Source organism: Nonomuraea sp. WAC 01424 (genome assembly GCF_003947315.1).
GTDB classification, from domain to species: Bacteria; Actinomycetota; Actinomycetes; order Streptosporangiales; family Streptosporangiaceae; genus Nonomuraea; species Nonomuraea spiralis.
The window spans coordinates 39837-66451 of sequence record NZ_QHHZ01000015.1 but is presented as its reverse complement, the minus strand read 5'-3'; the positions used below and the strand labels follow the sequence as shown (position 1 = coordinate 66451).

Annotated in this window: 24 protein-coding genes and 1 pseudogene; 12 read left to right on the top strand and 13 right to left on the bottom strand. The window is 71.8% G+C overall.

The window, feature by feature from the left end:
* Positions 1-12: 12 nt before the first annotated feature.
* Positions 13-954 carry an ornithine cyclodeaminase family protein gene (locus tag DMB42_RS35800; protein WP_125642218.1) on the bottom strand — a complete coding sequence of 314 codons (942 nt, stop codon included), beginning with the start codon at positions 952-954 and terminating at the stop codon, positions 13-15.
* On the bottom strand, positions 951-1919 hold the full coding sequence (locus tag DMB42_RS35795) for a proline racemase family protein (protein ID WP_125642215.1): 969 nt from the start codon (positions 1917-1919) through the stop codon (positions 951-953). The genes DMB42_RS35800 and DMB42_RS35795 overlap by 4 nt, the downstream gene beginning before the upstream one ends.
* 141 nt (positions 1920-2060) lie before the next feature.
* On the opposite strand from DMB42_RS35795, the gene DMB42_RS35790 reads away from it, so the two are divergent.
* Positions 2061-3047, top strand: a complete 987-nt coding sequence (locus DMB42_RS35790; protein ID WP_125642212.1) for a heme A synthase — start codon at positions 2061-2063, stop codon at positions 3045-3047.
* A 23-nt stretch (positions 3048-3070) separates the two neighbouring features.
* On the top strand, positions 3071-3790 hold the full coding sequence (locus DMB42_RS35785) for a vancomycin high temperature exclusion protein (RefSeq protein WP_260478147.1): 720 nt from the start codon (positions 3071-3073) through the stop codon (positions 3788-3790).
* Here the strand turns inward: DMB42_RS35785 and DMB42_RS35780 are convergent.
* Together DMB42_RS35780 and DMB42_RS35775 are read right to left on the bottom strand one after the other, a co-directional pair.
* On the bottom strand, positions 3766-4956 hold the full coding sequence (locus DMB42_RS35780; protein ID WP_125642210.1) for a PrsW family intramembrane metalloprotease: 1191 nt from the start codon (positions 4954-4956) through the stop codon (positions 3766-3768). The genes DMB42_RS35785 and DMB42_RS35780 overlap by 25 nt on opposite strands.
* Before the next feature lie 278 nt (positions 4957-5234).
* Positions 5235-6179 carry a heme o synthase gene (locus DMB42_RS35775; RefSeq protein ID WP_125642207.1) on the bottom strand — a complete coding sequence of 315 codons (945 nt, stop codon included), beginning with the start codon at positions 6177-6179 and terminating at the stop codon, positions 5235-5237.
* A gap of 335 nt (positions 6180-6514) precedes the next feature.
* Here DMB42_RS35775 and tkt point away from each other — a divergent pair, with 335 nt between their 5' ends.
* The 6 genes from tkt to pgl are packed head-to-tail and all read left to right on the top strand — an operon-like array spanning position 6515 to position 14575.
* The gene (tkt, locus tag DMB42_RS35770; RefSeq protein ID WP_396984787.1) at positions 6515-8545 is read left to right on the top strand and encodes a transketolase; all 2031 of its coding nucleotides are present in this window, start codon (positions 6515-6517) and stop codon (positions 8543-8545) included.
* A gap of 7 nt (positions 8546-8552) precedes the next feature.
* Positions 8553-9644, top strand: a complete 1092-nt coding sequence (gene tal / locus DMB42_RS35765) for a transaldolase (RefSeq protein WP_125642201.1) — start codon at positions 8553-8555, stop codon at positions 9642-9644.
* Entirely contained in the window at positions 9641-11257 is a 1617-nt protein-coding gene (locus tag DMB42_RS35760; protein WP_125642198.1) for a glucose-6-phosphate isomerase, read from the top strand. The genes tal and DMB42_RS35760 overlap by 4 nt, the downstream gene beginning before the upstream one ends.
* 1 nt (position 11258) lies before the next feature.
* A complete protein-coding gene (gene zwf / locus DMB42_RS35755; protein ID WP_229824823.1) occupies positions 11259-12860 on the top strand; it encodes a glucose-6-phosphate dehydrogenase in 1602 nt (533 codons plus the stop codon).
* Positions 12860-13774: a glucose-6-phosphate dehydrogenase assembly protein OpcA gene (locus DMB42_RS35750; RefSeq protein ID WP_125642195.1), complete on the top strand. Its 915-nt coding sequence runs from the start codon at positions 12860-12862 to the stop codon at positions 13772-13774. The genes zwf and DMB42_RS35750 overlap by 1 nt, the downstream gene beginning before the upstream one ends.
* 27 nt (positions 13775-13801) lie before the next feature.
* On the top strand, positions 13802-14575 hold the full coding sequence (gene pgl, locus DMB42_RS35745; RefSeq protein ID WP_125642192.1) for a 6-phosphogluconolactonase: 774 nt from the start codon (positions 13802-13804) through the stop codon (positions 14573-14575).
* 2 nt (positions 14576-14577) lie between these two features.
* On the opposite strand, the gene DMB42_RS35740 is transcribed toward pgl, so the two are convergent.
* The 5 genes from DMB42_RS35740 to add form a co-directional block, all read right to left on the bottom strand.
* Positions 14578-15165 carry a hypothetical protein gene (locus DMB42_RS35740; protein WP_125642189.1) on the bottom strand — a complete coding sequence of 196 codons (588 nt, stop codon included), beginning with the start codon at positions 15163-15165 and terminating at the stop codon, positions 14578-14580.
* Entirely contained in the window at positions 15158-16945 is a 1788-nt protein-coding gene (locus DMB42_RS35735; protein WP_125642186.1) for a hypothetical protein, read from the bottom strand. The genes DMB42_RS35740 and DMB42_RS35735 overlap by 8 nt, the downstream gene beginning before the upstream one ends.
* Before the next feature lie 148 nt (positions 16946-17093).
* A complete protein-coding gene (locus tag DMB42_RS53620) occupies positions 17094-17261 on the bottom strand; it encodes a hypothetical protein (RefSeq protein WP_185845032.1) in 168 nt (55 codons plus the stop codon).
* Complete coding sequence (locus tag DMB42_RS35730) at positions 17258-17509, bottom strand: hypothetical protein (protein WP_125642183.1); 252 nt, start codon at positions 17507-17509, stop codon at positions 17258-17260. The genes DMB42_RS53620 and DMB42_RS35730 overlap by 4 nt, the downstream gene beginning before the upstream one ends.
* Positions 17510-17650: 141 nt before the next feature.
* Positions 17651-18670, bottom strand: a complete 1020-nt coding sequence (gene add, locus DMB42_RS35725) for an adenosine deaminase (protein WP_125642181.1) — start codon at positions 18668-18670, stop codon at positions 17651-17653.
* A gap of 99 nt (positions 18671-18769) precedes the next feature.
* On the opposite strand from add, the gene DMB42_RS35720 reads away from it, so the two are divergent.
* Entirely contained in the window at positions 18770-19513 is a 744-nt protein-coding gene (locus tag DMB42_RS35720; protein ID WP_185845031.1) for a class I SAM-dependent methyltransferase, read from the top strand.
* Here the strand turns inward: DMB42_RS35720 and DMB42_RS35715 are convergent.
* Genes DMB42_RS35715 through DMB42_RS35705 form a run of 3 tightly spaced genes read right to left on the bottom strand, consistent with a single transcriptional unit; the run spans position 19493 to position 21790 of the window.
* On the bottom strand, positions 19493-20077 hold the full coding sequence (locus DMB42_RS35715) for a TetR/AcrR family transcriptional regulator (protein WP_125642175.1): 585 nt from the start codon (positions 20075-20077) through the stop codon (positions 19493-19495). The two genes, DMB42_RS35720 and DMB42_RS35715, sit on opposite strands and share 21 nt — an antisense overlap.
* Before the next feature lie 11 nt (positions 20078-20088).
* Positions 20089-20970, bottom strand: coding sequence for an oxidoreductase (locus DMB42_RS35710; protein WP_125642172.1), 882 nt, complete (start codon positions 20968-20970; stop codon positions 20089-20091).
* A 37-nt stretch (positions 20971-21007) separates the two neighbouring features.
* Positions 21008-21790 (bottom strand): hypothetical protein, encoded by a 783-nt coding sequence (locus tag DMB42_RS35705; RefSeq protein WP_125642169.1) that lies wholly within the window; start codon positions 21788-21790, stop codon positions 21008-21010.
* Positions 21791-21864: 74 nt separating this feature from the next.
* Between DMB42_RS35705 and DMB42_RS35700 the strand changes: the two are divergent.
* Positions 21865-22281 (top strand): annotated as a pseudogene (locus tag DMB42_RS35700) (Clp protease N-terminal domain-containing protein); the annotation flags it as partial.
* Positions 22282-22467: 186 nt separating this feature from the next.
* Here DMB42_RS35700 and DMB42_RS35695 read toward each other — a convergent pair.
* A complete protein-coding gene (locus DMB42_RS35695; protein WP_125642163.1) occupies positions 22468-23487 on the bottom strand; it encodes a GNAT family N-acetyltransferase in 1020 nt (339 codons plus the stop codon).
* A gap of 108 nt (positions 23488-23595) precedes the next feature.
* Between DMB42_RS35695 and DMB42_RS35690 the strand changes: the two genes are divergently transcribed.
* The gene (locus tag DMB42_RS35690; protein ID WP_125642160.1) at positions 23596-24972 is read left to right on the top strand and encodes an FAD-binding oxidoreductase; all 1377 of its coding nucleotides are present in this window, start codon (positions 23596-23598) and stop codon (positions 24970-24972) included.
* 25 nt (positions 24973-24997) lie between these two features.
* Positions 24998-26602 (top strand): amidohydrolase, encoded by a 1605-nt coding sequence (locus DMB42_RS35685; protein ID WP_125642158.1) that lies wholly within the window; start codon positions 24998-25000, stop codon positions 26600-26602.
* Positions 26603-26615 lie beyond the last annotated feature (13 nt).

Below are 26615 nucleotides of genomic sequence, written 5' to 3'. Positions count from 1 at the left end.
CCGCCTTCCCTCCTACATCCACGCCTCGTACGCGGCCGCGGCGACCACCAGGTCCTCCCACGCCATGCCCGTGCTCTTGAACACCCGCGGGCCAGGACCGGTCACCACCCTTCCGGCGATCAGCTCGGCGAGGTTTCCGGCGAGATGACCAGAGGTGATCGTACCGTGGCGGATCGGGATGATCACGTCACCGGCTTCGTCCAGGGCGGCCGCTCTGGCCTCGACGACCAGGGTGGCGCGGGCGACGAGGTCACCGTCGAGCTCACGGGCCCCGGGCTCGTGCGAGCCGACCGCGACGACGGTGACGCCGTCGCGGGCGAGCTTACCGGGGAACAGCGGTTCTCTGGCGGTGGTGCAGCAGGCGACCAGGTCGGCCGCGCGGATCGCCGCCGCCGTCGCCGGCTCCCCGGCGTTCAGCGCCTCGGCGGTCAGGCCCAGGGCGCGGCAGCGGGCGGCCAGGGCTCCGGCGCGGGCGGGGTCTCGGCCGACGACCGTGACGTGCTCGACGGGCCGTACCTCGCGCAGGGCCAGGACGTGGCCCCACGCCTGCGGCCCGCTGCCGAACACCACCAGCCGCCGCGCGTCCGGCTCGGCCAGGTGCGCGACCGCCAGCGCCGAGACCGCGGGCGTGCGCAGGGAGGTGAGCGCGATCCCGTCGAGCGCGGCGAGCGGCGCCAAGGTCTCTCCGTCCAGCAGCAGGTACGTCCCCTGGATCCGGGGCAGCCCGCGCCCGGGGTTGCCGGGCGCGACGCTGACGGCCTTGACCCCGGCGTAACGGCCGGCGGCGGCGGGCATGAGCAGGAGCTGACCGGCGGGCAGGTCCACGCCGGTCCGCGGGGGCGTCAGCTCGGGGTCGAGCCCGGCGCGCAGGGCCTCTTCGAGCAGGCCCACGGCCCGGCCGACCGGCACCAGCCGCTCCAGCGCGGCCCCGTCGAGGTAGGGCAGCGTGCTCATCGCAGCGTGAACCCCGTTCCGATCGGGTCGGCCGGATCGAGCTCGAAGACGTGCCTGCCAGTGCGGTATGCCATGCCCTCGATCTCCGGCACGATCCCCTCGCCGGACACCCGGGCCACGCGCGCCCTGAAGACGGACCCGACGACGCTCTCGTGCACCAGCGTGCCGCGCAGGCCCGCCTCGTGCAGCAGCGCCATCCGGGCGGCGGTGCCCGAGCCGCACGGCGAGCGGTCCACCTCGCCGTCGGCGAAGACGGTGACGTTGCGCTGGCGGGCATGCCCCTCGTCGTCGTCCGGCAGTTCGTCGTAGAAGATCACGCCGTACACGCCGGACAGGCGGTCGTCGGCCGGGTGCCGGGTGGCGGGGTGGCCCGCCAGGGCGGCCTTGATCCGGCGGGCGTGCTCGACGAGCGCGGTCAGGTGCCGGGGCTCGACGGACAGGCCCAGCGCCCCGGCCGGTACGGAGGCGTAGATCGCGCCGCCGTACGAGAGGTCGACCCGCGTACCGGCGGCGGCCACGTCCCGGGCCAGCACGTACGACGGGACGCTCACGAACGTCACCGCCTCCACCCGCCCGCCCGAGCAGCGCACCCGGGCCGTGACCCGCCGCGGCGGCACGTCCACCACCACGTCGGTCTCCCCGTCGGGATCGGCCTCGACCAGCCCCTCGTGCACGGCGTACGCGCCCAGGGCGATCGTGCCGTGGCCGCAGGCGGTGGAGAAGCCGTCCTTGTGCCAGAACAGCACGCCGAGATGCGCCCCGGCGTCGTCGGGCGGGACCAGGAAGCAGCCGTACATGTCGGCGTGCCCGCGCGGCTCGTGGCACAGCAGCCGCCGGACGTGGTCGGCGTGGCCGGGCGCGTTCTCCCGCCGGGTGAGCACGTCCCGCCCGGGGATCTCGGGCACGCCGCCGGTGACGATCCGGAACGGCTCACCGCCGGTGTGGTAGTCGACAGTACTGATCACGGTTCGAGCCCTTCGGGGAACGGGGCGAGCGGGGGCGTCCGGGAGCCTCCAAGGATACGCCTCTCGGTAATATGTCACATGGCGGCTCGCGCTGAGAAGCCCCTGACGGGACCGTCCCACCCGGCCCGTACCATCGATGACGTGAAACCATCCACGGACCGCTCCAACGTCCTCGTCCGCGCCCTGAACACCTTCTGGGCGCCGACCACGCGCTCGATGCGCGGCTGGGCGCTGGCGTCCGTGGTGGCCAACGCGGGCATCGCGGTGACCGGCGCCGGCGTCCGGGTGACCGGCTCCGGGCTCGGCTGCCCGACCTGGCCGAGGTGCACGCCCGACAGCTTCGTGCCGATCGCCCATCCCGAGATGTCGATGCTGACCATGCTCATCGAGTTCGGCAACCGGCTGCTGACGTTCCTGGTGCTGGCGGTGGGCGCGGCGTGCGTGCTCGCGGCGCTGCGACTGGTCCCGCGCAGGCGGGTGCTGGTGCGCCTGGCGCTGCTGCAGCCCGCGGGCGTGCTGGCCCAGGCGCTGTGGGGCGGCCTGGTGGTCAGGAGCGCGCTCAGCCCGTTCACGGTCGGCATGCACTTCCTGATCTCCATGGCCCTGATCGCCGCCTGCTGGATGCTCTACGCCCGCGCCGGCGAGGGCGACGGCCCGGCCGTCCGGATCGCCCACCGCGACGTGCGGCGGCTGGGCTACGCGCTGCTCGCGGCCACGGCCGTGCTGCTGGTGGCGGGCGTCGTGGTCAGCGGCACCGGCCCGCACTCGGGCGACGCGATCGCCTCCCGCTTCGACTTCGACATCGAGGCCGTGGCCCGGCTGCACGCCGACATCGTCTACCTCGTCGTCGGGCTGACGTTCGCGCTGCTGTTCGCGCTGCACGTCACCGGCGCGCCGCGGGCGGCCGTCCGGGCCGTGCTCGGGCTGTTCGCGGTGGAGCTGGCCCAGGGCGTGCTCGGCTACACCCAGTACTTCCTGGCCGTGCCGGCCGCGCTGGTGCTGCTGCACGTGCTCGGCGCCTCGCTGGTGTGGATCGCCGCGCTGCGGGTGGTCACCTCGCTGCGCACCCGCGACCCGCTGGAGTCCGCCGCCGCCGCCGTTCCCGCGGAAGCGCCCGCCGCTGTCTGATCCCTTGTGTCAGGGTATGGGGTGTGCTGGAACTCCGGGCCCGGAAGGGACTGCTCTCGCGTACGGCGCTGCGGCGCGCGTACCAGGGGCTGGTGCTGGTCAGCGTGCTCGCCCTCGCGCCCATGACGTGGGCCTGGCTCGACAGCTCGCCGCACCGCGTGGTCGCCGACAGCGGCGGCTGGCTGACGCGGGTGCCGCCCGCGCAGGCCGCGCTGGTGCTCGGCGCGGGCCTGTGGCACACGCAGCCCACGCCCATGCTGGCCCGCCGGCTCGACGTCGCCGCCGAGCTCTACCGGGCGGGCAAGGTACACGCGCTGCTGCTGTCGGGTGACAACAGCCGCAAGGAGTACGACGAGCCCACCGCCATGCGCGACTACCTGCTGCGCCGGGGCGTGCCCGCCGCGGTGATGGTGCTGGACTACGCCGGGTTCGACACCTGGGACTCGTGCGTACGGGCCCGCGAGGTGTTCGGCGCCGAACGGGTCACCGTCGTCACCCAGGTCTTCCACCTGCCGAGGGCCGTGGCGCTGTGCCGGACGGCCGGTCTGGAGACGTTCGGCGTGGGCGACGATTCCACCCGGCAGTGGGCGGCCACCACGTACGTCTACGCCACCAGGGAGCTGCTAGCCACGGCCAAGGCCGTCGCCGACGCGCTCGTGCTGCGCTCCGAGCCGGTCTACCCCGGGCCGCGCGAGGTCTCGCTGACCAAGATCCTCGCTCAGCGGGGCGCGCCGGGCGCGTAGCCGGGCGGCGGCGTGCCCCTGGCCACCGAGCGGGCGTGCACCGCCGGCACCGGGAAGTCGGCGCGGGCCGTGCTCATGCACTCCAGGAGTGCCCGCTGCTCCTCGTGGAAGGCCTGTTCGTCGACCATGTGGCGGGCCGCCCGCTCGTGCAGCAGGCCGAGCTCGGTGGCGGCGAGCTGGTAGTCGCGCATCGCGCGCACGCCCTTCTTGCCGCCGTAGGCCCTGGCCCACTGCCTGGCCTGACGCCGCCGGGCGAACGTGGACAACATGTAGATGTCGGCGGCCCCGACCAGCTTGGTCGGCTCGTACGGCGGCAGGTAGGTCTGGATGAGCGCGACGATGCGCCGCCGGTCCCTGAACACCACGCCGATCAGCACGACGAGCACCACCAGCAGCGCCAGGTAGGCCACCACGAGCCCGGGGAAACCGCCGTAGGAGGCCAGGCCGTTCCACAGGCCGTGCAGGATCATCGCCCCGGACCAGCCGGCCAGCACCAGGAAGGCCCGCTCCGGCCCCTGGCGCTGGGCCGCGTACGCGACGGCCACCCCGATCATCGAGCTGAACAGCGGATGGGCGAACGGCGACAGGACGCCGCGCAGCACCACGGTGACCGCCAGGCTGCTGACGCCGTTGCCGTTGAGCGCCGACAGGTAGTAGCTGACGTTCTCGCTCATGGCGAAGCCGAGGCCGACCATGCTGGCGTAGATGATGCCGTCGGTGGGCCCGTCGAGCTCGGCCCGGCGGAACTTCAGCAGCCCGAGCAGCACCAGGCCCTTCATCGTCTCCTCGACGACGGGCGCGCCGAAGGTGGCCGCCAGGTTGCGCGCGCTGGTGGGCGAGAGCTTGGCGGTGTCGATGAAGTAGTGGAGGTTGAGCGAGTTGATCGCGCCCGCGATCAGCACGGCGATGCCCGCGCCCCACGCGAAGGCGAAGATCAGGTTGCTGCGCGGCTCGGGCTCCATGCGGTCCAGCGCCAGCACGGCGGCCAGCAGCAGCGGCACCGGCGCCAGCGCGAGGACGAGCGCGATGAAGAACTGCACCGGCTCGCCGTTGAGCACGTCGAAGGAGAACGAGACCAGGGCGCAGATGCCGGTGAGGACCAGCCCGGTGATCAACGCGAACGACGGGCGGTCCTTCAACACCCAGCGTGGATCACGGGACGCCATACCGTGACTTTAACGGATCAGAGTGACGGGGTCCGTGCCGGTTCGGGCACTGCCGGTCGAGGTCGGACCCACCGCGACCGGCCCGCCCGACGGTACGGCCGATCGCGAGGCGGTCGTGGGGCAGGTCCGGCAGCCGGGTACGCGTCCGGCGGCGGCCGGCGCCCTCGGGAACGATCACGTGAACCGGCCGCCTGGGATAGTCACTCGTCACCGTCCGGACATGGGGGGGGTCGTACGCCCCGGCCGCTTCGCCGTCCCCGGCCGGGAGGCCCGCCGGGTCAGGCCAGCAGCGGGTCGATCGCGACGGCCAGGAAGAGCAGCGCGAGGTAGGCGTTGGACCAGTGGAAGAACCGCATCGGGCGCAGGTCGACGCCGCTCCGACCGGCGTTGAGCCGGGCCAGCAGGCGGTGGACCTCCCACAGGCAGACCACGCCGAGCACGACCGCGACGACCGGGTAGAACAGCGTGGTGTGCGCCACCGGCCACAGGGCCAGCGAGCACAGCACGGTCGCCCAGGTGTAGGCCACGGACTCCAGGATGACCCGCCGCTCGGTGGCCACCACCGGCAACATCGGCACCTTGGCCGCCGCGTAGTCCTCCTTGTAGCGCATGGCGAGGGTCCAGGTGTGCGGCGGCGTCCAGAAGAACACCACCCCGAACAGCACCAGGGGCGCCCAGTCGAGCCGCTCGGTGATGCCCGCCCAGCCGATCATGACCGGCATGCAGCCCGCGATGCCGCCCCACACGATGTTCTGGGCGGTACGCCGCTTCAGGATCATCGAGTAGACGATCACGTAGAACAGGATCGCCGCGGTGGACAGCACGGCGGCCAGCCAATTGGTGGTGACCCACAGGCCGACAGTGGACAAAATCCCCAGAACGATGCCGAAAACCAGCGCGCCGCGCGGCGACACCTGATGCCGGGCCAGCGGGCGGCGGCGGGTGCGCCGCATCTTCTGGTCGATGTCGCGGTCGACGTAGCAGTTGAGCGCGTTGGCGCTGCCCGCCGACAGGGTGCCGAAGACCATGACGGCGATCGACTTCCACAGCGGCGGCAGGCCGCCGGCCGCCAGGAACATCACCGGGAGGGTCGTGATCAGCAGCAGCTCGATGATCCGCGGCTTGGTGAGCGCGACGTAGGCCTTCACGACCATGCCGAACGTGCGCGGCGCCCCGGACTCGGTCGAGGGGGCCGTGGCCTGCCTGTTGGTCAGCACCGTCAAGGCGCTTCCAGCCTGTGCGGAGTCAACGCGTAACCTCTGATTAGAGCGGATCGATGAGTGGCGCCGTGACGCCTCTGCGAACAACCAAACTGTAGTCGCAGGGGCGGACGGTCCGGCCAATGGGGGGCTTGAGCCATTCATGGACACGCAAGGGTGGAATGGGAATCGATCGCCAGCTCCACTCGGTTAGGGTCCCGTGTGGGCGGGATAGCCAACAGGTACTGCCAAATGACAACTAGATTCCGGAGATCGAGCACTTGAGCACCGAACTCGTGCCAGCCCTTGAATGGACCGACCTCGACAAGAAGGCGGTCGACGTCGTCCGGGCGCTGGCGATGGACGCAGTGGAGAAGGCGGGCTCGGGTCACCCCGGCACCGCCATGAGCCTGGCCCCCGCCGCATACCTGCTGTTCCAGCGCGTGATGCGCCACGACCCGAGCGACCCCAACTGGGCGGGCCGCGACCGGTTCGTGTTGTCGTGCGGCCACACCAGCCTGACGCTCTACATCCAGCTCTACCTGTCGGGCTACGGCCTGACGCTCGACGACCTGAGGCGCCTGCGGCAGTGGGACAGCCTCACCCCCGGCCACCCCGAGCACGGGCACACCGCCGGAGTTGAGACCACCACCGGTCCGCTCGGCCAGGGCCTCGGCAACGCGGTCGGCATGGCGATGGCGGCCCGCCGCGAGCGCGGCCTGTTCGACCCCGAGGCCGAGCGTGGCACCTCGCCGTTCGACCACCACATCTGGTGCTTCGTCAGCGACGGCGACATCGAGGAGGGCATCAGCCACGAGGCCAGCGCCCTGGCCGGTCACCAGAAGCTGGGCAACCTCGTCGTCCTGTACGACGACAACCACATCTCCATCGAGGACGACACCCTCATCGCCAAGTCCGAGGACGTCGTCAAGCGCTACGAGGCCTACGGCTGGCACACCGAGAGCGTCGACTGGACCGCCGGCGGCGAGTACGAAGAGGACGTCCAGGCCCTGTTCGAGGCCCTTGAGGCGGCCAAGGCCGAGACCGACCGGCCCTCCTTCATCCGGCTGCGCACGATCATCGGCTGGCCGGCGCCCAACAAGAAGAACACCGGCAAGATCCATGGCGCGGCCCTGGGCGAGGCGGAGATCGCCGCGACCAAGGAGATCCTGGGCATGGACCCGGCCAGGACCTTCGACGTGCCGGCCGAGGTGCTCCAGCACGCCCGCGAGGTGGTCCCCCGCGGCCGTACCGATCGTGCCGAGTGGGACAAGGGCTACGCCGATTGGCGCCTGGCCAACCCCGAGCGCGCCAAGGAGTTCGACCGCATCTCCCACCGCGAGCTGCCCGCCGGCTGGGCCACGGCCCTGCCCGAGTTCGAGACCGGCTCCTCGATGGCCACCCGCAAGGCCAGCGGCGAGGTGCTGGGCGCGCTGGCCCCGGTGCTGCCCGAGCTGTGGGGCGGTTCGGCCGACCTGGCCGAGTCGAACCTGACGACCATGAAGGGCGAGCCGTCCTTCATCCCCGAGGAGTACCAGACCAAGGACTTCCCCGGTAACCCCTACGGCCGCACGCTGCACTTCGGCATCCGCGAGCACGCCATGGGCGCCATCCTCAACGGCATCGCCCTGCACGGCGGCACCCGCCCGTACGGCGGCACGTTCCTGGTCTTCTCCGACTACATGCGCCCCGCGGTGCGCCTGGCCGCGCTGATGAAGCTGCCGGTCACCTACGTGTGGACGCACGACTCCATCGGCCTCGGCGAGGACGGCCCCACCCACCAGCCGATCGAGCACCTGTGGGCGCTGCGCGCGATCCCCGGCCTCGACGTCGTCCGCCCGGCCGACGCCAACGAGACCGCCCATGCGTGGAAGACGATCCTGGAGCACACCGACCGTCCCGCCGCCCTGGCTCTGACCAGGCAGAACGTGCCGGTCTACGAGGGCACGAGCGCCGACGGCGTGGCCCGTGGCGGCTACGTGCTGCGCGAGGCCTCCGACGGCCAGCCGCACGTGATCCTCATCGCCACCGGCAGCGAGGTCGAGGTCGCCGTGCAGGGCCGCGAGCTGCTGGAGGCGCAGGGCATCTCCACACGCGTGGTGTCGATGCCGTGTGTCGAGTGGTTCAACGGGCAGGACTCCGCTTACCGGCAGACGGTCCTGCCCTCGGCCATCCGGGCCCGGGTCGCGGTCGAGGCCGGCGTCGCGCTCGGCTGGCACCAGTTCGTCGGCGAGTGCGGCGAAGTGGTCGGCCTGGAGCACTTCGGCGCCTCGGCGCCGTACAAGACGCTGTACGAGCAGTTCGGGCTCACGGCCGAGCGTGTGGCGGCCGCGGCCAGGGCGAGCCTCGCCAAGCTGGGTCAGGAAAAAGGCGAGACGACGGGAAACTGAGAAGAAGATGAGCGACAACCTCAACAAGCTGTCCGGCCAGGGCGTTTCCATCTGGCTCGACGACATCAGCCGCGAACGCCTGCGCACGGGCAACCTCGAGCAGCTGATCCGCGAGAAGAACGTCGTCGGGGTCACCTCCAACCCGACGATCTTCGCGGGTGCGCTCAGCAAGGGCGACGCCTACAACGCCCAGCTCCACGACCTGGCCGTACGCGGCGTCACCGTGGAGGAGGCCGTACGCGCGATCACCACGTACGACATCCGCTGGGCGGCCGACGTGCTGCGCCCGGTCTACGACTCCACCGGCGGCGTCGACGGCCGCGTCTCGCTGGAGGTCGACCCGCGTCTGGCCCGCGAGAGCGAGAAGACCGTGGCCGAGGCCAGGGCGCTGTGGTGGATGGTCGACCGGCCCAACCTGTTCATCAAGATCCCGGCCACCCTTGAGGGCCTGCCCGCGATCACGCAGGCGCTCTCGGAGGGCATCAGCGTCAACGTCACGCTGATCTTCTCCCTTGAGCGCTACCGCGCGGTCATGGACGCCTGGCTGGCCGGCCTGGAGGCCGCGCAGGCCAAGGGCCTCGACCTGGCCTCGATCGAGTCGGTGGCCTCGTTCTTCGTCAGCCGTGTCGACAGCGAGATCGACAAGCGGCTCGACAAGCTCGGCAAGCCGGAGCTCAAGGGCAAGGCGGGCATCGCCAACGCGCGCCTGGCCTACGCCGCGTACGAGGAGGTCGTCAGCTCCGAGCGCTGGCAGCGCCTGCGCGCGGCGGGCGCCCGCCCGCAGCGCCCGCTGTGGGCCTCGACCGGGGTGAAGAACCCCGACTACTCCGACACCATGTACGTCGACCAGCTCGTCGCCCCCGGCACCGTCAACACGATGCCGGAGAAGACCCTCGACGCCACCGCCGACCACGCCCAAATCAGCGGCGACACCGTGCGCCCCTTCTACGAGCAGGCCTGGAACACCATGGCCGCGCTCAAGGACGCCGGCATCGACTACGACGACGTCGTACGCGTCCTGGAGGACGAGGGCGTGGAGAAGTTCGAGGCGTCCTGGAACGAACTGCTCGAAAGCGTCACCAAGAATCTGGTGCCATGATCGAGGTGTCCTACCGCGAGGAGGGGGTGGCCGCGGCCGCCTCCTCCGTCGCGGGGCGCCTCGTCGCCGACGGCGTGCCCGCGCGGCTGGCCGGCGGCGACCCCACGCTGTGGGGTGAGGACGCCGAGGCGGTGGCGGCGGTCCGGCTCGGCTGGCTGACGCTGCCGCGTACCTCCCGCGAGCTCCTCCCTGAGCTGGGCAAGCTCGTGGAGCGGGCCCGCGCCGAGGGCCTGACGAACGTGGTGCTGGTCGGGATGGGCGGCTCGTCGCTGGCTCCCGAGGTGATCTGCCAGACCGCCGACGTACCGCTGACCGTGCTCGACACGACCGACCCGGCGCAGGTCCGCCGGGCCCTGGCCGACCTGCTGGAGTCCACCGTCGTGGTGGTGGCCAGCAAGAGCGGCTCGACCGTCGAGACCGACTGCCACCTGCGCATCTACGAACAGATCTTCACCGAGGCGGGCATCTCGCCCGCCGACCGGATCGTGGTCGTCACCGACCAGGGCTCGCCGCTGGAGCAGCGGGCGATCGACGGCGGCTACCACCTGGTGCTGGCCGTTCCCGACGTGGGGGGCCGCTACTCGGCGCTGTCGGCGTTCGGGCTGGTGCCGAGCGCGCTGGCCGGGGCCGACGTCGAGCGGCTGCTGGACGACGCCGAAGAGGTGTTGCCGCTGCTGTCGCAGGACACCGGCAACCCCGGGCTCGACCTGGGCGCGGCCCTCGGCGGCGCGGCGCTGGCCGGGCGCGACAAGCTGGTGCTCGAAGACCAGCTCTCGGGCATCAACGGGCTGCCCGACTGGATCGAGCAGCTCGTCGCCGAGTCCACCGGCAAGCAGGGCAGGGGCATCCTGCCCGTCGTCAACTCCGACCCCAACCACACCCACGACGAGCTGATCGTCGCGATCGAGTCCGACGACGGCGCCGTACGCGTCGACGGGCCGCTCGGCGGCCAGTTCCTGGTCTGGGAGTACGCGACCGCCGTGGCCGGGCTGCTGCTGGAGATCGACCCCTTCGACCAGCCCAACGTGGCCGAGTCCAAGGAGAACACCGCGACCCTGCTGGCCCTGCCCGACCTGCCGCTCGGCGCGCCCACGCTGGTGGACGGGCCCGTCGAGATCTACGGCGCGGTCCGGTCGCACGACCTGCCCGGCGTGCTGGCCGAGCTGCTGAAGGCCATCCCGCACGGCGGCTACCTGGCCGTCATGGCCTACCTCGACCGGCTGGCGGCCTTCGACGCGCCGATGCCCGAGGGGGCCGACTTCGAGCAGATGACCGACGCGTGGATGATGGCCGACGCCGCCACGCTGCGCGCCCTGCTCGCCATCCGTACGAACCGGCCGGTGACGTTCGGGTGGGGGCCGCGTTTCCTGCACTCGACCGGCCAGTACCACAAGGGCGGGCCGCAGAACGGCGTGTTCCTGCAGATCACGGGGGCGGTGACCGAGGACGTCCCGGTCCCGGGCCGGCCGTACACGCTGGGGCGGCTCCAGCTCGCGCAGGCGCTGGGCGACCTGGCCTCGCTGGAGACCCGCGGGCGGCCCGCCGTACGCCTGCATTTGACGGACCGCGCGACGGGTGTCGCGCATTTGCTCGCAGCCGCACAGGAGGTTTGAGATGACTGACGAAGCATCTCCTGAGGAGGAGGTCGTCGCGGTGGCGGCGGCCGTGGCGAACACCGCCACGACATTGGAGGTCGCCGAGGCCAACCCCTTGCGCGACCCGCGTGACAAGCGGCTGCCGCGGGTGGCGGGGCCGTGTGTGCTGGTGCTGTTCGGCGTGACGGGCGACCTGGCCAAGCGCAAGCTGCTGCCGGCCATTTACGACCTGGGCAACCGCGGCCTGCTGCCGCCCGGTTTCTCGCTGGTCGGTTTCGCCAGGCGCGACTGGAAGGACCAGGACTTCGCCCAGTTGACGCACGACGCCGTCAAGGCGCACGCGCGTACGCCCTTCCGCGAGGAGGTCTGGAAGCAGATCCTTGAGGGCATCCATTTCGTGCCGGGCGAGTTCTCCGACGACGGGGCCTTCGACGCCCTGGCGATGGCGTTGGCGGAGATCGACCAGACGCGCGGCACGGGCGGAAACTACGCTTTCTACCTGTCTGTGCCGCCCAAGTTCTTCCCCGTGGTCGTCGAGCAGCTCAAGCGCACCGGCCTGTCCGACGCGCCCGAGGGCTCCTGGCGGCGGGTGGTCATCGAGAAGCCGTTCGGCCACGACCTGAAGTCGGCCCACGAGCTGAACGAGATCACCACCTCCGCCTTCCCGGAGAGCTCGATCTTCCGGATCGACCACTACCTGGGCAAGGAGACCGTCCAGAACATCCTGGCGCTGCGCTTCGCCAACAACCTGTACGAGCCCATCTGGAACCGCAGCTTCGTCGACCACGTGCAGATCACCATGGCCGAGGACATCGGCATCGGGGGGCGCGCCGGCTACTACGACGGCATCGGCGCGGCCCGCGACGTGATCCAGAACCACCTGCTCCAGCTCCTCGCGCTGGTCGCCATGGAGGACCCGACCTCCTTCGACGCCTCGGCGCTGCGCCGGGAGAAGGAGAAGGTGCTCAAGGCCGTACGGCTGCCGTCCAACCTGGGGCTCAACACGGCCCGGGGCCAGTACTCGGCCGGATGGCAGGGCGGCGAGAAGGTCGTCGGCTACCTCCAGGAGGACGGCATCCCCGCCGAGTCGATCACCGAGACGTACGCGGCGATCAAGCTGGAGATCGCCAACCGGCGGTGGGCCGGGGTGCCGTTCTACCTGCGTACCGGCAAGCGGCTGGGCCGCCGGGTCACGGAGGTGGCCGTGGTGTTCCAGCGCGCGCCGCACCTGCCCTTCAGCAAGACCGACACCGAGATCCTGGGGCAGAACGCCCTGGTGATCCGGGTTCAGCCGGACGAGGGCATCACCGTGCGGTTCGGGTCGAAGGTCCCGGGCACCGCCATGGAGGTGCGCGACGTGTCCATGGACTTCGCCTACGGCGAGTCGTTCCTGGAGTCCTCGCCCGAGGCGTACGAACGCCTGCTGCTCGACGTGATGATCGGCGACCCGCCGCTCTTCCCGCACCAGCGTGAGGTCGAGCTGTCCTGGACGATCCTCGACCCGATCGAGGACTTCTGGGCCACGCAGGGACAGCCCGAGGGGTACGAGTCGGGCTCGTGGGGGCCGGAGTCGGCCGACGCGATGATGGCGCGCGACGGCCGCGTGTGGAGGAGACTCTAGTGACCACGTTCATGTTGTCGGACACGACGGCCGGCAAGATCTCGGCGCAGCTCATGCTGCTGCGCCACCAGATGGGCGCGCCCGCCATCGGCATGGTGCTGACCCTGGTGGTGATCTCCGAGGAGCGCCACCAGTACGACGCGCTGCGCGAGGCCACCGAGGCGGCCCGCGAGCACCCCTCGCGCATCATCGTGGTGATCAAGCGCGAGGAGGCCGAGCCCAACCGGCTCGACGCCGAACTGCGCATCGGCGAGAACACACCCGGCGAGGTCGTGGTCCTGCGCCTGTACGGCGAGCTCACCCAGCACGCCGACTCCGTGGTCAGCCCGCCGCTGCTGCCCGACACGCCCGTGGTGGCCTGGTGGCCGGGCGCGGCCCCCGACGTGCCGTCCAAGGACGCGATCGGCGCCCTGGCCCAGCGGCGCATCACCGACGCCAAGGGCTTCGAGGACGGCGGCCCCAAGTCGCTGGTGACCCGGGCCAAGGGCTACGCCCCCGGCGACACCGACCTGTCGTGGTCCCGGCTGACGCCGTGGCGCAGCCTGCTGGCCGCCGCGTTCGACCAGCCGGTGGGCAAGGTGCGCAAGGGCGTGGTGGAGGCCAGCCCCGGCCACCCGAGCGCGTCGCTGCTGGCGGCCTGGTTGTCGGAGCGGCTGGGCGCCCCGGTCAAGGTGACCGACTCGGCCGGTCCCGGCCTGACCTGCGTACGGCTCCAGACCACCGACGGCGAACTGTCGGTCACGCGCAGCGACGCGCGGCTGGCCACGCTCTCACGTCCCGGCCAGCCCGACCGGAACGTGGCCCTGGCCCGGCGGCACACCTCCGAGCTGATGTCCGAGGAACTGCGCCGGCTGGACAGCGACGAGGTCTACGAGGCCGCCGTCAAGCGGTTCGCCCGTACCTACAAGGGCTGACCGCCCTCCACTCCAGAAAGAAGAGCTGTGAGCGTTCCCAACGTTGTCGTGCACCGCGACGCCGACGTCCTGGCCAAGGCCGTGGCGGCACGCATCATCACGCGCCTGGTCGACGTCCAGTCGGCCAAGGGGTCGGCCTCGATCGTGCTGACCGGCGGCACGGTCGGCATCGCCACGCTGGCCGCCATCGCCGCCACGCCCGCCCGCGACGCCGTCGACTGGCGGCGCCTCGACGTCTGGTGGGGCGACGAACGTTTCGTGCCCACCGGCGACAAGGAACGCAACGAGACCGGCGCCCGTCAGGCGCTCCTCGACCACGTGGACCTGGACCCCGACCGGGTCCACGTCATGCGCGGCCCCGACTCGGGCCTGACGGCCGAGGAGTCCGCCGAGGCGTACGCCGCCGAACTGCGCGCCGCGGCCCGCCCCGAGGACCACGGCCCGGTGCCGGCCTTCGACATCATGCTCCTCGGCATGGGCCCCGACGCGCACGTGGCCTCCCTGTTCCCCGGCATGCCCGCCCTGTACGACACCCGCCCGGTCGTCTCCGTCCACGGCTCCCCCAAGCCGCCCCCCACCCGCATCTCCCTGACCCTGCCCGCCATCCAGGCGGCGCGCGAGGTGTGGGTCGTGGCGGCCGGCGAGGAGAAGTCGGGCGCGGTACGCCTGGCCCTGTCGGACTCGGGCCCGGTCCAGGTCCCGGCCGCGGGCGCCCCCGGCCGAGCCGGCACCCTGTTCCTCCTCGACCGCGCGGCCGCCACCAAGATCCCCCCAGAACTCGGCCGCCTGGCCTCCCCCTGAGGTCAGCGCGGATCGGGGGTGGGCGCGCACCCGAACATCTCACCGAACCGCCGTTCAGCGATCCCCACAAGCTGGACGAGATCGTAGTTCTGGTCCCGTGCGGGGTTCTTCATGACCGTGACGCCGATGAACGGACTCCTCTCCCCGCACCGGAACCAGGCACCCGCGCTGCGGAACGGGTACAACCGGGCCTCGAAGTCGTGGATCTGCCCCTTGCCCAGCTCGGCCGGCAGGTCCACGGGAGAGCCCGCCTTCCCGTTGCCGGCGAACGTCTCGAAGGTCTCCCGGCGAGCCGACACGTCATAGCTCGTGATGACGATGCTGCGCTCGTCGTTCGAGACCACACACGTGTTCCCCACGCGATGCCGGCTGTTGGGGCCTGCCTTGTACGAGCCCGTGTAGCCGGTCAGCTCGGCAAGCGCGGCACGCGGTACGAAGTTGCACAGGTAGGGCGGCGCGTCGGTGACCGGCTGCCGCACCGGTGACGGTGTCGGTGGCTGGGTCGGTGCGACCGTGCGGTCCGGCGTGCACGCAGCGGCCACCGAGACGGCCAGGAGCAGGCAGAGCAGCGCCGGCAGCGGCCTACTCATGGCGCGCCCCGGGCGGCTCGGGCTTCCTCATGTGGTTGGTGAACTCGCCGATCCCGACCCTGGTCATCCCCTGCGCGTCGCCGAAGTCACTGGGAATCGTGGTGTGCCGTTCCATCCACTCCAGGAACGCGTCATATTCGTCGTTGTTCATCGAGGCTGGCGGCTTGATGCGCGGTGGGTCCCCCACCACGAAGGGCCGTCCGTCCAGCTTCCCGTGGTCGTAGTGCTCATGCGCCACCGCCGACGATTCGAGCATCTGTCTCACCAGTTCGTCGATGGCCTCCTCGTTCTTGGCCCCTTCGGCGACGTTCCTGGTGGTGTGCCCGCCGCCGTGACCGGCCTGATCGAGCATCCACTTCCCCGCGCTGGTGTAGCCGTCCTTCACGAAGTTCTCGTACGCCGCCTTCGCCGCCTCTATGCCCACTTTCCCGACAAGGTTCGCGCCGGGAATGGGGATCTCGCCGATCCCCGTCTCCACCAGTTCCATGAGCTTCGCGTCCGCGGCGTCCGCCTCCTGACCTCGGGCGATCAAGGTCTGCTTGCGCGCCTCCATGAGGTGCCCCAGGCTTCGGGCGTCGTTGGTCACGACGTTCTTCAGCATGGTTTCGTTGCCTGTCATGATCGCTTCATCGACATCGCGGCGCATGTGCCCGATCTCCCCCATGAGCAGGTTGTTGTAGGCTCCGTCGTCCGCGGCCAGGTCGAGTACGACCAGGTCGAGGTCCGCGGCGCCGAAACGTGCGATGTAGTGCCCTTCGTTGCTGCTGGTGAGTTCGCCGTCCGCGGCCCGGGGGGCGTTCTTGTAGAACGCCGCGGCGATGTCGTCGGCGTGGTCGCCCAGGATGTGGCCCATGTTGTCGCGGATGCCTGACAGGTCGTCGAGTTCTGAGGGGTCGGCGAAGGCGACCTTGCCGTCCTCGTCGAGCGACACGTGCGGCCGTACGTCGTCGGCGTAGATCTGGGTGGCCATTACGGCCAGCGTCTTGGACAGGTCGTCCTGGCCGCTCATCGCCGCCTCCATGGCCCGGCCGAGCGACTCGCCGTGGTCGCCCATGGCCCACTGCGGGCGGCGGTCGTGCATCAGGTACGTCAGCAGGTCACGGTCGGCGAGCAGCGCCTGGGCCGGCTCCCTGCCCCGGGCCGCGGCCGCCAGCAGCGCGCCGACGGGGTCGGCCGCCCCGATCTCGTCGGTGTCCTGGAACGGCTGGGAGTCGGCCGGGGCCGGCAGGTTGTAGACGTCGGTGTCGCGGGGCAGGAAGCGCACCCCGTGCTCCTTGAGGTAGTCGCGGTCCCAGCGGATCATGTCGCGCCCGACCGTTCTCATGAACCACGAGCTGTACGGCTCCTGCGGCCCGGCGCCGAGGATCTGGCCGAGCGCCCAGTAGCCGGGGGCGGTGAGCCCGCCCATTCCCGGCGCCTCCGTCTCCTCACGGCCGCGTTTGTTCAGCTCGTCCAGGAACCGCGTGCCGAGGCGGGGGGCGCCCTCCTTGGCGGTGGTGGCGTGGGCGAGGGCCGTCGCCAGCATGGACAGCAGCTCCCGGTTCTGGGCGCGCATCCCGCGCGCCGCCTCCGGGCTCTGGTCCAGCGCCTTGCGCACGCGGGCCGACAGGTGCACGGGCAGCGTGGTGAGCGCCTGCGGGCCGAGCTTCTCCAGCAGTGCCGTGGCGAAGCGGGGATCGGTCATCCGGTCCTTGAACGCGGCGAGCTTCGTGAGGGCGTCCTTGTCCCCCCGGCCGGCCGCCTCGACCAGTCCGGCGGCCTGCTCGGCCTCGGCGCGCACCCGGGACGGATCAGCCGCCCCTCGTCGATCCGGACCGCGCCGGGCGGCACCACGGAGCCGGGCACCGGGTGACCGAACACGTCGGTGCGGACCTTCTCGGCCTCGTAGGCCAGGTCGCGCCGCCGGTACAGGTCGGGCGCCTGCTCGGTCAGCCAGCGCGCCGCCCGGTCGATCGCGGTGACCCCGGATGGCTCAGCTGCACCGCCGCCAGGATCGCGCGCACCTGGCTCGCGCAGCCGGCCAGGGCCTTGCCCGCCTCCTGTACGCCCTGCCCGAGCCGGTGCATCTCGCGCGGGTCGAGCGAGGAGGACGTCACAGGTTCCGCCGCTCGTCGAGGGAGTAGCGGGCGGCCTCCTCGCGCAGTTGCTCGATGACCTCCCGCAGCCCGTGCCACACCTCCAGCCGGCGGCGCACGAGATCCTGGGCGAAGGAGCCGGTCACCGGGCCCGTCCAGGTGCGCCCGTCCGTCAGCTGGCGCACGGCCTCGTCGAGGCAGTGCCAGTGCTGGTCGGACAGCGCCTGCACGCGGCGCTGGGCGTCCAGCAGGTCCGCCGGAGTAGTCATGTGAACCTCCCACCGACCGTGGTACGCACGACGCGCCCCCTCAGGCTCAATCCGTGTTCCACGATGCCAGGAGAGTCCCGCCGCGTCATGCCGTTCGGTGAGGACGGCATGAGGACGGCATGACGGAACGTGGCGGGCCGGTCAGGCGAGGGGGGTCAGGGTGTCGATCTCCTTGAGGAGGGACTGTTTGCGGTCGGTGGTGAGGTAGGAGGCGTTGACGGCGTTGCGGGCGAGCTGGGCCAGTTCCGCGGCGCCGAGCCCGAGCACGTGGGCGGCGGCGCGGTACTCACCGGCCAGGGTGGTGGCGAACATGGGCGGGTCGTCGCTGTTGAGGGTGACGTACAGGCCCTCCTCCAGCATGCGGGGCAGCGGGTGGGCGGCCAGGTCGGGCACCTGGCCGGTGCGGACGTTGGAGGTGGGGCAGACGTCCAGCGGGAGCTGGGTCTCGCGCAGGTGGGCGACCAGGCGGGGGTCGGACAGGCAGTTGATGCCGTGGCCGATGCGTTCGGCGCCGTAGCCCTCGATGACCTCCCACATCGTCTCGGGGCCGCTCATCTCGCCGCCGTGCGGGACGCTGTGCAGTCCGGCGACGCGCGCGGCGGTGAAGGCGTCGCGGTAGGCGTCGCGGTACTTGGGGCGTTCCTGTTCGATGCCGCCGATCCCGAAACCTACCAATGCGGCGGGAGGTTCCTGGAGGGCGTGCTCGACGGTGATCCGGGCGGCCTCCTCGCCGTACTCGCCGGGGATGTCGAAGATGTACGCCATCTCCACGCCGTGGTCGGCGAGGGAACGCCGGGCGGCCAGGTCGAGGGCCTGTGTCACCTCGCGCATGGGCATGCCGACCACGTGGTGCGCGTACGGGGTGACCTGCAGCTCGGCGTACCGGCCGCCCTGTCCGGCGAGGTCCCTGGCCAGGCCGAGGACGAGGGTGGCGACGTCCTCGGGGTCGCGGACGAGGGCGTTGACGGCCTGGTACACGCGGGCGAAGTGGGGGAAGTCGACGAAGGTGTAGAAGCGGCGCAGTTCCTCCTCCGAGGTCGGGACCTCGCTTCCGGGATGGCGGCGGGACAGCTCCAGCACGGTCTCTACCGAGGCCGAGCCGACCAGATGTACGTGCAACTCCACCTTGGGAAGCGCGTCGATGAAGGCGTCGATGGTCATGGCGAAGACCATAAGCCCGAAATTTCCCCATAAAACAGAGAAACGGCCGAAATTTCACGCAAGAATGTCAGAATTCCGCTGAGCGTATGCTGGTGGCCCGTGAGAGACCCGGCGGCCTACGACCGCGGCTTCGCACGGCTCACCTCCTACACCGTCGAGCCGCTGCTGGACGCCCTGGGCCCGCGCCCGCGCAGGCTGCTCGACCTTGGCTGCGGCACGGGCGTCGTCACGGCCGAGGCGCTCGCGCTCGGCGCCGAGGTCACCGCCGTCGACTCCAGCCCCGCCATGCTGGACGTGGTCGCCCGCCGCCACCCCGGCGCCACCGTACGGCAGGCCACCCTGCCCGTCCTGCCCTTCGACGCCGGCTCCTTCGACGCCGCGGCGGGCAACTTCGTCATCAACCACGTCGCCGACACCCCGGCGACGCTCGCGGAGTTGCACCGCGTGCTGCGTCCCGGCGGCGCGCTCGCGCTGACCTGGTGGAAGTCCGAGGAGATGACGGCCACGAACGTCTTCGCCGAGGCACTGGCGGCGGCGCGGGTCCCGTACGAACCCCCTGCCCGGCCCTTCACCGCGGTGGAGCGGCCCGAGCGGTTCGCCGGGCTGCTGACGGCGGCGGGCTTCGGGGAGGTGGGCGTGCGGACGCTGCGCTGGCGGCACCGGGTCGATCCGGCCGCCTGGTGGACCGGCGTCGTCGAGGCGGGCGGCCCGCGCTTCGAGGTGATCACCCGGCAGCCGCCGGAGACCCTCGCACGGGTACGGGCCTGCTACGACCGCCTGGCCGCCCCGTACGCCGCCGCGGGGTTCCCCGTCTGCGCCCGCCTAGCCCACGGCCTCCGCTGACCAGGCCGTGACCAGCGGCACCAGCACCCCGTCGACCGACCCGGCCACGAACTCGGCGTCGAAGGGCGGCCCGATGAAGATCATGCGATGCCACACCAGGGCCTCGGCGACCCCGAACAGCCGTACGGGATCGACCGCGGCGGACAGCTCGCCGCGCGCCCTGGCCCGCTCGACGAGCGCGCCCACGTCGCCGAGGTTGCGGGCGGGCATGTGGGCGCGCAGCGTGCGGGCCAGCTCCTGGTTGGACACCAGCGTCGAGGACAACCCGATGACCATCGCGTGTTTGCGTTCGACCGTCTCGCACAGGCCACGGAAGATCGAGAGCAGGTCGCCGCGGAGCGAGCCGGTGTCCTCCCCCGGCGGCGCGTCCATGTCGAGCCGCCGGCAGATGACGTCGACCACCAGCTCGGGCTTGCCCGCCCAGCGCCGGTAGATGGTGGCCTTGCTGGCCTTCGCGCGCTTGGCGATCTGGTCGACCGACATGCGGTCGTAGCCCACCTCGGACAACAACTCCATCGTGGCGTCGAGGATGGCCCTGGCGCGGTCAGGGTCGAGTGGGGCCACGGGCACGTCCTTCAGCGATAGGCGATCTCCTCGAATCGTACGCCCGTAAGCTGCGTGGACACCTCCCACAACCGCTGGGCGAGCTCCTCGGACCGGGCCGTCTTCGAGGGCGTGAGCAGCTTCAGCTTCGGGCCGACGAACTCGCCGCCGGTGATCAGGGGCGAGGTGGCGGCGTACAGGGAGGTGACGGCGCCGGCGTCGGCCGACTGCAGGAACACGCCCAGGAGGGGCTGTAGGGGCCCCAGCTTGAAGATGTGGGTCGCGGTGGCACCAGGGTGGGTGGCGACGCTGGTCAGGCTCGTACCGGCCGCGTCGGCACGCCGCTGGAGCTCCAGGGCGAACAGCAGGTTGGCGAGCTTGGAGCGCCCGTACGCCTTCATCCGGCCGTAGCCGCGTTCCAGTCCGAGGTCGTCGAAGTCGATTCTGCCGATGGCGTGCGCCTCGCTCGAGACCGTCACCACGCGGGGCTTCGGGGCGGCGAGGAGCAGCGGCAGGAGCAGCCCGGTGAGCGCGAAGTGGCCGAGATGGTTGGTGCCGAACTGCAGCTCCCAGCCGTCCTTGGTCGTCCGGCGGGGGGTCATGGCGATGCCGGCGTTGTTGACCAGGAGGTCCAGCTTGTCCATCGTGTCGCCGACGGTGGCCGCGAAGCTCCGGACCGAGGACTGGTCGGCCAGGTCGAGGCCGCCGTGCACGACGTCGGCGCCCGGCACGGCCCGCCGGATCTCGGCCACCGCGGCTTCGCCCTTGTCCGCCGAGCGGGTGGCCACGACGACGCGGGCGCCGCGGCGGGCCAGCTCTCGGGCGGTGGGCAGGCCGATTCCGCTGTTGGCGCCGGTCACGATGGCCGTCGTGCCGGCGAGGTCCGGGATGTCGGCTGGCGTCCAGGGGGTCATCACCCCTCCTTTGGTGTACGAAACCGTTTCGTACACTCTAACTCAGTTGTTGCCGCGCGTGGCGCTCTTCCCGGCGGGTGACCTCAAGTCGCCGGCGGGCCTCCTCCAGCTTCTTGCGCGCCTTGGCGAGCTTGCCTTCCAGCCGGGCGACCCTGTCGGCGCGCTCGTCGTACTCGCGGGTGACCGACTCCAGCGCCTGCGCCCACTCCCGGTGGGCCGTCTCGGCCTCCTCCCGTTCCCTGGCCTTCCTGGCCTCCTTCGCGTCAGCCTCCGCGCGTGCCTTCGCCTCGGCCGCCGCGTCCGCGGCTTTCCGGGCGGACGACGTTCGCCCGCGCGGCGCGGGACGGGCGGCGGTGACGGGGGCGGGCGCGAAGCCGCTGTAGCTGAGGGGCTTGGCCAGCCGCCCGGCCCGCACCTGGCCGGCGGCGTCGGCGTCCACGACGGCGGCGTCCAGCGTCTGGTCCACCTCCGAGGCGGCCGCCGCCGACAGGCCGCCGCCCTGCCTGGCGAGCCTGGCCACCTTGGCGGTCACCTCGCCCCGCCGCTGGGTCAGCCCGGCCAGCGCGCCGGCGTCCTGCTCCTGCCAGGCCGCGCGCAGCCGTTCCCCAAGGGCGAGCAGTTCGGCCAGCTCCTCCGGGTGCTCGCGGGCCAGCCGGTTGACCGGCCAGGCCGAGACGGTGGGCTTGCGCAGCTTCGCGATCTCGCGCGAGAGCCGTACGTCGCCCGCGTCCTTGGCCGCGCGGACCTCGGCCGCGCGGGCGGCGGTGAACTCCGCCGGCGGGACTGCGTAGAGGCGGCCGGCCACCTCGTCAAGATCCACACAGGACAAATACCCCACACGCCGGGGTTTGTAGCGCATAGTGGAGACAGCCCCAGCCGAACGGAGGCCCCCCGGTGTTCGAGCGCTTCACCGACCGCGCGCGCAGGGTCGTCGTCCTCGCCCAGGAGGAGGCGCGGCTGATGAGCCACGACTACATCGGCACGGAACACATCCTGCTGGGTCTCATCCGCGAGGGTGAGGGGCTGGCCTCGCTGGTGCTCGGCGGCTGCGGCGTGGAACTGGAGGCCGTACGGGTGTTCGTGGAGCGCGAGGTGGGCCGCGGGGCCAGCTCCCCGACCGGGCACATCCCCTTCACCCCGCGCGCCAAGAAGGTGCTGGAGCTGTCCCTGCGCGAGGCCCTGCAACTGCGCCACAACTACATCGGCACCGAGCACATCCTGCTCGGGCTGATCAGGGAGGGCGAGGGGCTGGCCGCGCAGGCCCTGGTGGACACCGGCGCCGACCTGACCGACATCCGCCAGCGCCTGCTCGACCGCGTCGGCCGCGGCGCCAAGGAACGCCCGACGGAGATGTACTTCTCCGGCGGCCCGGTCCTCGGCGAACGGCTCACCCGCATCGAGGAGAGCCTGGAACGCATCGAACGCCACCTGGGCATCAGCCGTCCCGCCGGCAAGCCAGACGGGAGCGCGGACGAGGAGCGCCCCCGCGAGGAGGGCCTAGGCTGAGGCCAGGGCGCCGACCGGCAGCCGCGCCTCCACGATCGCGGGGTCCTCGGTGTGGCCGAGCGTGGCCCCCAGGGTGGTCAGCAGGCCGCGCATGCGGGCGTTGTCGGCCAGCAGGGTGGCCCTGACCTCGGCGTACCCGAGGTCGCGGGCCTGCCTCACCAGCATCCGGGCCAGCGTCGTGCCCAGGCCGAGCCCCTGCCAGCGGTCCTCGACCAGGAGGGCCAGCTCGGCGACGCCGGGGTCGGGGGTGAACATGAGGTTCGCCATGGCCACGACCTGCCCGTCGTGCCCGGCCACCAGCGAGAAGCCCCTGCCGCGGTCGCAGAGCCGGTCGAACGTGCGCGGCGGCAGCGCGGGCAGCCAGGTGAAGTAGCGGAACCTGCGGGCCTCCGGCGAGCAGCGGTCGTGCAGGTCGCGCACGGCCTCGCGGTAGATCGAGGTGAGCGGGCGCACAGTGACCTCGGCGCCGTCGGCCAGCTTCACCGGGCGTTCGGCGGCGCTTCGCGGCGCGGGCTGGGCGAGCCGGGCGAACCCGGCCGCCCGCGCCGCCTCGGTCAGCGTGAACGGCAGCCCGGCGCGGCGCAGCCGGACCGCGCGCCGCTGCGCGACCGGTACGACGAGCAGGGTCGGGTCGGGCAGATCGCTCACCGGTTCGCCGTAGACCCATCTGGCGTCGTCCGCGCGCAGCAGCTCGGCCAGCAGCTCCGGCAGCCGCCAGGGCGTCGTACGCAGCCGGGAGGCCAGCAGCAGCGCCCTGGTCGGCTCGTCGGTCAGCTCGTGGGCCGTGGCGGGCACCACCTGGACGCGCCGGCCGCCGACGGCCTCCAGCGCCTCGCGCACGGCCTCGGGGCTCGCGGGGATGTCGGCCACGAACTCGTCGACCGTGCCGTCGGCGTCGGACTGGACGCTCAGGCCGAGGATGTTGCCGCCCCTGGCGGCCAGGGCCGAGGCCAGCGAGGCCAGCCGTCCGGGTCGCTCGTCCACCGTGGTCCGGATGCGCAAGAATCCCATACGAAGGAGCATGCCTGGGATGTGTTACACGCCCGCTAACGACGGGTTTCATCACGAATTTCGTCGTGAGATGCGCCACCTAATCCTGATATAGCAGGATATGGGGCCATGAATGCGCGAGTTCCCTTGTCGTCCGGATTCGTCAACGGTGACGTGTCCTTCTGGTACCGGTCGTCGGGGGTGCCGCCGCCCGGCCCGCGGCTCGACGGCGACCTCCAGGCCGACGTGGCGATCGTCGGTGCGGGCTACACGGGACTGTGGACCGCGTACTACCTCAAGAAGGCCCGTCCCTCACTGCGGGTGGTGCTGCTGGAGCAGGAGTTCGCCGGGTTCGGCGCCTCCGGGCGCAACGGCGGCTGGCTGACCGGCGACCTGGCCGGCTCCCACGAACGGTACGGCGCGGGCGCCCGACGCCTCCAGCGCGAGATGTACGCCTCCATCGACGAGGTCATCGCGGTCTGCGAGACCGAGTCCATCGACTGCGACGTCGTCAAGGGCGGCGTGGTGAACGTGGCCCGTACCCCCGCCCAGGCCGACCGGCTGCGCGCCTCCGTGGCCGCGGCCCGCGCGTGGGGCATCGAGGAGGCGGACCTGCGCCTGGCCGACCCCGCGGAGCACGTACGGGTGGCGGGGGCGCTGGCGGCCTCCTGGAGCCCCCACTGTGCCAGGATCCAGCCCGCCAAGCTGGCGCAGGGGCTGGCCAGGGCCGTACGCGACCTCGGCGTCCCCGTCTACGAGCGCACCCCGGTCACCGAGATCGCCCCGGGCCGGGCGGTGACCCCGTACGGGACGGTCACGGCCGCGTACGTGATCCGCGCCACCGAGGGCTTCACCGCCCGCCTGCACGGGCTGCGCCGCCAGTGGCTGCCCATGAACAGCTCGATGATCGTCACCGAGCCGCTCCCCGCCTCCTTCTGGGACGAGGTCGGCTGGCGCGGCGCCGAACTTCTCGGCGACATGGCGCACTACTACATGTACGCCCAGCGCACCGCCGACGACCGCATCGCCTTCGGCGGCAGGGGCCGCCCCTACCTGTACGGCTCCCGCATCGACGCCCGCGGCCGCACCCACGAGTGGACGGTCGAGGCCCTGTGGCGGCTCCTGGTCGACTTCTTCCCCGCGGCCCGTTCCTCCTCGGTCGCGCACGCCTGGTCGGGCGTGCTGGGCGTGCCGCGCGACTGGTGCTCGACCGTGCACGTGGACCGCGCGACCGGCCTCGGCTGGGCCGGCGGGTACACCGGACACGGCGTGACCACGACGAACCTGGCCGGGCGCACGCTGCGTGATCTGATACTCGGGGAGGAGACGGAGCTGACGTCCCTGCCGTGGGTGGGCCACAGGGTACGGCCCTGGGAGCCCGAGCCGCTGCGCTGGATGGGGGTGCACGCCATGTACCGCCTCTACCGGGTGGCCGACCACCGGGAGCGTTCCATGCCCAGGACGTCGGCCCTGGCCCGTTTCGCCGACCTGATCACCGGCCACTGACGATCTTGGAGAAAGGGAGTACCCCATGAACATCCTCTTCCGCGGGGGAAGCGCCTTCGTCGGCGGCGCCGTACGGCCCGACGCCGTGCTGGTGCGGGACGGGGTGATCGCCGCCGTGGGCCCGGAGGGCGAGCTGTCCCGCAGCGCCCCCGGCCACGACACCGTCGACCTGGACGGCGGCCTGCTGACGCCCGGCTTCATCGACGCGCACATGCACCCGGTGCAGGCCGGCCTCGAACGAGCAAAGTGCGACTTGTCCGAGATCTTCGGCCTAGACACCTACATAGCCAAGATTTCCGACTACGCCACGAAAAATCCCGAAAAAACGTGGATCGACGGCGGAGGCTGGGACATGTCGGCCTTCCCCAACGGCCTCCCCCACCGTTCCCAGCTCGACTTCCTCGACCGCCCCGCCTACCTGATCCAGCGGGACCACCACGCCGCCTGGGTCAACTCCCGCGCCCTCGACCTGGCCGGCATCACCAAGGAGACCCCCGACCCCGCCGACGGCAGGATCGAGCGCGAAGCCGACGGCACCCCGTCCGGCGTCCTGCACGAGGGCGCGATGGACCTCGTCGGCCTGCTGGCCCCCCGCCCCACCGCCGAGGACCAGGCGCGCGCCCTCGCGGAGGCCGAGCGGCACCTGTTCTCCCTGGGCGTCACCGGCTGGCAGGACGCCATCGTGGGCTCGTACGCCGGCTCGGACGACCAGCTTCCCACCTACGTCGAGGCCGCCCGCGCGGGCCGGCTGCGCGCCCGCGTGGTGGGCGCGCTGTGGTGGGACAGGACGCGCGGCGAGGAGCAGATCGAGGACCTGGTCCGCAAGCGGGCCACCGCCGAGGGACTGGACCGGTTCGCGGCCACCTCGATCAAGATCATGCAGGACGGCATCGCGGAGAACTTCACCGCCGCGACGCTGGAGCCGTACTGCCGGTGCGGCGGCACGGGCCTGTCGTACATCGACCCCGGCAAGCTCAAGGGGTACGTGGCCGAGCTGGACCGGCTCGGCTTCCAGGTGCACTTCCACGCCATCGGCGAACGGGCCGTACGCGAGGCCCTGGACAGTTTCGAGGGCACCGACCCGGCCAACCGCCACCACATCGCCCACCTGCAGATCATCGAGCCGTCCGACGTGCCGCGCTTCGCCGCGCTGGGCGTGACGGCCAACCTGCAACCCCTGTGGGCCACCCACCACGCCCAGATGGACGAGCTGACGCTGCCCTTCCTGGGTGAGCCGCGCTCGTCGTGGCAGTACCCCTTCAGGGACCTCCAGGAGCACGGCACCCGGTTCTGCGCGGGCAGCGACTGGCCGGTCTCCGACCCGGACCCGATCCAGGGCATGCACGTGGCGGTGAACCGTACCGAACCTGGTGGTTCGGTGCACGCGGGCTACCCGACGGCGCAGACGCCGTTCCTGCCCGGCCAGCGTCTCGACCTGGCCACCGCCCTGAGCGCGTACACCGAGGGGTCGGCCTGGATCAACCGCTCGCCGGCCGGCGCGATCGAGCCCGGCCGCCCGGCCGACCTGGTCGTGCTCGACCGCGACCCCTTCGAGCTGCCCCCGGCCGACATCTGGACGACGCGGGTGCGCATGACGTTCGTCGACGGCGTGGCGGTGCACGGGCGATGACGCGCGAAGGGCC